Source organism: Methylobacterium sp. WL18 (genome assembly GCF_008040015.1).
In the GTDB taxonomy this organism is placed as follows: domain Bacteria; phylum Pseudomonadota; class Alphaproteobacteria; order Rhizobiales; family Beijerinckiaceae; genus Methylobacterium; species Methylobacterium mesophilicum.
The window spans coordinates 1-3,637 of sequence record NZ_VRVD01000477.1 but is presented as its reverse complement, the minus strand read 5'-3'; the positions used below and the strand labels follow the sequence as shown (position 1 = coordinate 3,637).

The window sequence follows — 3,637 nt, the reverse complement described above, 5'->3', positions numbered from 1 at the left end:
GGCCCGCACCACGGCCCGGGCCCGGGGCAGCCGGGCGCGCAGGTCCGCGACGGTCTTGCCCGCCAGGATCGACACCAGCAGCGTGTCGCGGCCGACCAGCCGGTCGAGGCCGGGCGCCGCCGCCTCCAGGCCCTGAGGCTTGATCGCCAGCACCAGCACGGCGCCGGGCTCGGCCTCCGCCGGGTTCAGCCGGATCCCGCGGGCGCTGCACAGGTCCGCGATCTCGCGGGACGGCACCGGATCGACGATGGTGGTGGCATGAGGATCGAGGCCGGAATCGAGCCAGCCCGCCAGCATCGCGCCGCCCATCTTGCCGGCCCCGGCCAGGACCAGGGACGGCGGCATCCGCGCGGCGTCGGGGGCGGCCGTCACGCCTCGCCTTCGGTCTCGAACAGCACGGCGTCCAGCGCCTCGCGGGCGCTCTTGCCGGCCCAGAGCACGAACTGGAACGCCTGGAAGTAGCGCTCGCAGGCATCCACGGCGGTCTTCATCATGGTGGAGCATTGCGGGTGGGTCGGCACCGCGCCGCCCGCCAGCAGCAGCGCGTGCCGGAACATCACCACGCTGTCGCTCGACCACAGGTCGAAATGACCGATCCAGAGCTGCTCGTTGATCATCGCGATCAGGCGCAGCACCTCGGTCCGCTGCCGCTCCGGCACCTTGAGGTCGAAGGCGCAGGCCACGTGCAGGGCCTCGACATCCTCGATCCAGGTGAACGCCACATGGTAGTCGGTCCACCGGCCGGGGCTGGTGATCGACATCTCGTCGGTCTCGGCCCGGTCGAAGATCCAGTCGCGCAGGGACGCCAGACGCTCGACGACGTCGAGCGGATGCTCGTTCCGGTCAGGGTCGTGGAAGTCGACGTGGAGAAGCGGCATGACGATCCAAAAGGACGGCCCGGAATCGATCCAGCCCGACGTGACGGGGACGCGAGAAGGAGTGTGAGAACACTCCGAGAACTTGCTACGACCGTCGGAGACGGGCCGGGGGTGACGCGATCGACTGTCAAAGCGCTGCGGACATCGCCCGGCGGCCGTCGAATCACCCTATGCCCGACTATAGACCGGCCGTGACTCGCGACACAAAGTGCAGGTCACGCTCGGTGAACAGGAAACGAAATCGTCGGCTGCGCTTCCTGTGCAAAAGCCTGAAGCGTTGCCGTGCGGACTCAGATCGCCTCGCTGAGCCCCGCCGCGCCGGCCGCGGCGGTGCCGGATTTGGCCTCGAGGGCGGCCACCCGGGCGGTGAGCGCGTCGTTCTGGGCCCGCAGGTTGGTCACGAGGTCGCGCAGCACGTCGAGTTCCTCGCGGGAGGCGATGTCGAGGTCGCGCACGAGGCGCTCGGCCTGGGCCTTGACCACGGTCTCGGCCTCGCGGCGCACGCCCTGGGCGGCGCCGGCCGCGTCGGTCATCAGGCGGGCGAGGTCGTCGAACAGTCGGTTCGAGGGGGGCATCGTGGTCTCCCGGATCGGCCGGCTGCCGCATCGGCCGCCTGACTGCGCGATTCTCAGGTGACGAGATAGGAATCCGCGGGGTGCGGAGCAACGCCGGAAACGCGTTCCCGACGCGAACGCGCGCCGGACATGAAAGCGGGGCCCGAAGGCCCCGCCCATCGCGATCACATGCGGCGCATCATCCGGCGATGCATCATCTTGCGGTGCATGTGCCGGTGCATCATCCGGCGCTCCATGCGCCGGTGCATCATCCGCCGCTCCACCGGGTGCATGCGGACCTGCGTGACGGTTTCAGGTGCGGAGATCCCCGAGGGCAGGCCGGGGGCGGCGCTGGCCGGCTGGACGAGAGCGGCGCCGCCGATCGAGGCGAGAACCGCGAAGGCGAAAGTCAGTTTCCTCACGAGGAGACTCCAATGTTCTGATCTCCGGGCATGGCGCCCGGTTCATCCTCCCGGACGGGAGGTTCGGAGAGCCGTCTCGTGCCGGTGAGGGCACGGCGGGCCCGCGAGGACCCGCCGCCATCAACTTCTGGGTTAGAGATTCGTTTCCTCGAACGCCTTCACCCATTCGGCGCAGATCCCGGAGCGGACGATGTCGTCGCGGGTGAACTCCACCACCGGGATCGGCATCATCCGGCTCTTGATCAGGTGCATCACCGTGCGCAGGCCCGAGGTCTCGCGCAGGTCGGTCTGAGAGACGTCGCCGTTGATGATGACCTGGCAGTCGTCGCCGATCCGGGTCAGGAACATCTTGATCTCGGCGGTGGTGGTGTTCTGCGCCTCGTCGAGGATCACCAGGCAGTTCTTGAAGGTGCGCCCGCGCATCACCTCGAACGGCACGATCTCGATGTCGCCGGTCTTGAGCGCGATCTCGAAGGCGGCCTGGCCCATCCGCTCCTTCATAGCCTCGGTCAGCGGGGCGACCCAGGGGGCGATCTTCTCCTCCAGGGTGCCGGGGAAGAAGCCGAGCGAGCGGCCCGAGGGCACGTTCGGGCGGGTGATCACGACCTTGGAGATGCGGCGCTGCCGGAGCTGGTCGGCGGCGCGGGTCCCGGCGATGTAGGTCTTGCCGGTGCCAGCGGGTCCGAGGACGATCACCTGGGCGGAGCTGGCCAGGGCGTCGAGATATTCGGCCTGGCGGTCGGTGAGCGGTTGGATCGGACTGAGGTTGCGTTCTTCGTCGAAGCGGGTGCGGTGAACACGGGGCGTGCGGTCTTCAACCAGTTCAAGTCGTGTGCGGCGTCGCTTCATGGATCAACACTCCAACGGGACTTGCCAACCTGGATCTGTCGATGAACTGCCGTTTACCTTTGTGCTCCCGGACTTACTCTATTCCGAAACTAATTCCGGCGCCATGCCGAAGGTTCCGCCCCGTGCTATTCGCCTGTGGAGAGCGTCACGCCGCCTCGCCCGGGGTCGAATACGCAGTGCAAGCGGCGCACCAACGCGATTCGCACGGGACGTTTGCTCGGGGGGTGTGACCAGGGGGTGACGGTCGGTGCCGCGGCGCGCGAAAAGCCGCGGTGCTGGCAGGACTGCATCAGGCCGATGACCGGGGATCCAGGCGGGCGCGGCATCCGGCACGACCGCGCTCCCGTCACAGATCGGCCGGTGGACGGCGCCCTCCTCTTCCGAGTGGCCACGGACGACACGGGTTTGTGGTTGTTCCGTAGGCCGTAGAAGGCGCGGGTCCCCTGTCCCGTGCGGGCTGCCGGATTCACGCATCGGCGTCGGCAGCGCGGGCGCAGGATGGAGCGCGGGTCCCCTCTCCCGTGCGGGAGAGGTCTGCTCTCGCAGAGAGCCGGGTGAGGGATCAGGTCTTTCCGGAGAGGTCGCATCCCTCACCCCAACCCTCTCCCGCACGGGAGAGGGGGCGCGTCGCGGCTTTCGCAAGCCGATGTGTGAATGAAAGCCCGCAGAGGAGGGGAGGGAGAGCGCGCGTCTGCCGCGCTGCGACGTCTCCTGCCGCCGAGAAGGATCCGGGCTGCGATGCGGGAATGCGCAGGCCAGCACGGGTGAAGCCGGCCGAGCCGAACGTCCGGGCTCGGCCGGCGGGACTAGAGCGTGTTATGCACCTGTCATCAGTCGTTCGGCCTGTTTCAGCATGAGACAGACGAAGGCGACCATATGAAGTCCTGCCAGCGTGCTGGCATAACGCTCGTAATCCTTGACCAGGCGCCGACAG

The 3,637-nt window shown here is 68.3% G+C and carries 5 protein-coding genes and 1 pseudogene; all 6 read right to left on the bottom strand.

The window, feature by feature from the left end; translation table 11 throughout:
- On the bottom strand, positions 1 to 345 hold a 345-nt coding region (locus FV228_RS23255), incomplete at its 3' end, for an NAD(P)-binding domain-containing protein (protein WP_187277873.1).
- Between the two features lie 23 nt (positions 346 to 368).
- Positions 369 to 878, bottom strand: a complete 510-nt coding sequence (locus FV228_RS23250) for a YbjN domain-containing protein (RefSeq protein ID WP_147856750.1) — start codon at positions 876 to 878, stop codon at positions 369 to 371.
- A 290-nt stretch (positions 879 to 1,168) separates the two neighbouring features.
- Positions 1,169 to 1,453 (bottom strand): accessory factor UbiK family protein, encoded by a 285-nt coding sequence (locus tag FV228_RS23245; protein WP_147856749.1) that lies wholly within the window; start codon positions 1,451 to 1,453, stop codon positions 1,169 to 1,171.
- Positions 1,454 to 1,617: 164 nt separating this feature from the next.
- Entirely contained in the window at positions 1,618 to 1,854 is a 237-nt protein-coding gene (locus FV228_RS23240) for a hypothetical protein (protein WP_147856748.1), read from the bottom strand.
- Positions 1,855 to 1,986: 132 nt separating this feature from the next.
- Complete coding sequence (locus FV228_RS23235; RefSeq protein WP_147856747.1) at positions 1,987 to 2,703, bottom strand: PhoH family protein; 717 nt, start codon at positions 2,701 to 2,703, stop codon at positions 1,987 to 1,989.
- Between the two features lie 816 nt (positions 2,704 to 3,519).
- Positions 3,520 to 3,637: pseudogene (locus FV228_RS23230) on the bottom strand (IS5/IS1182 family transposase); the annotation flags it as partial.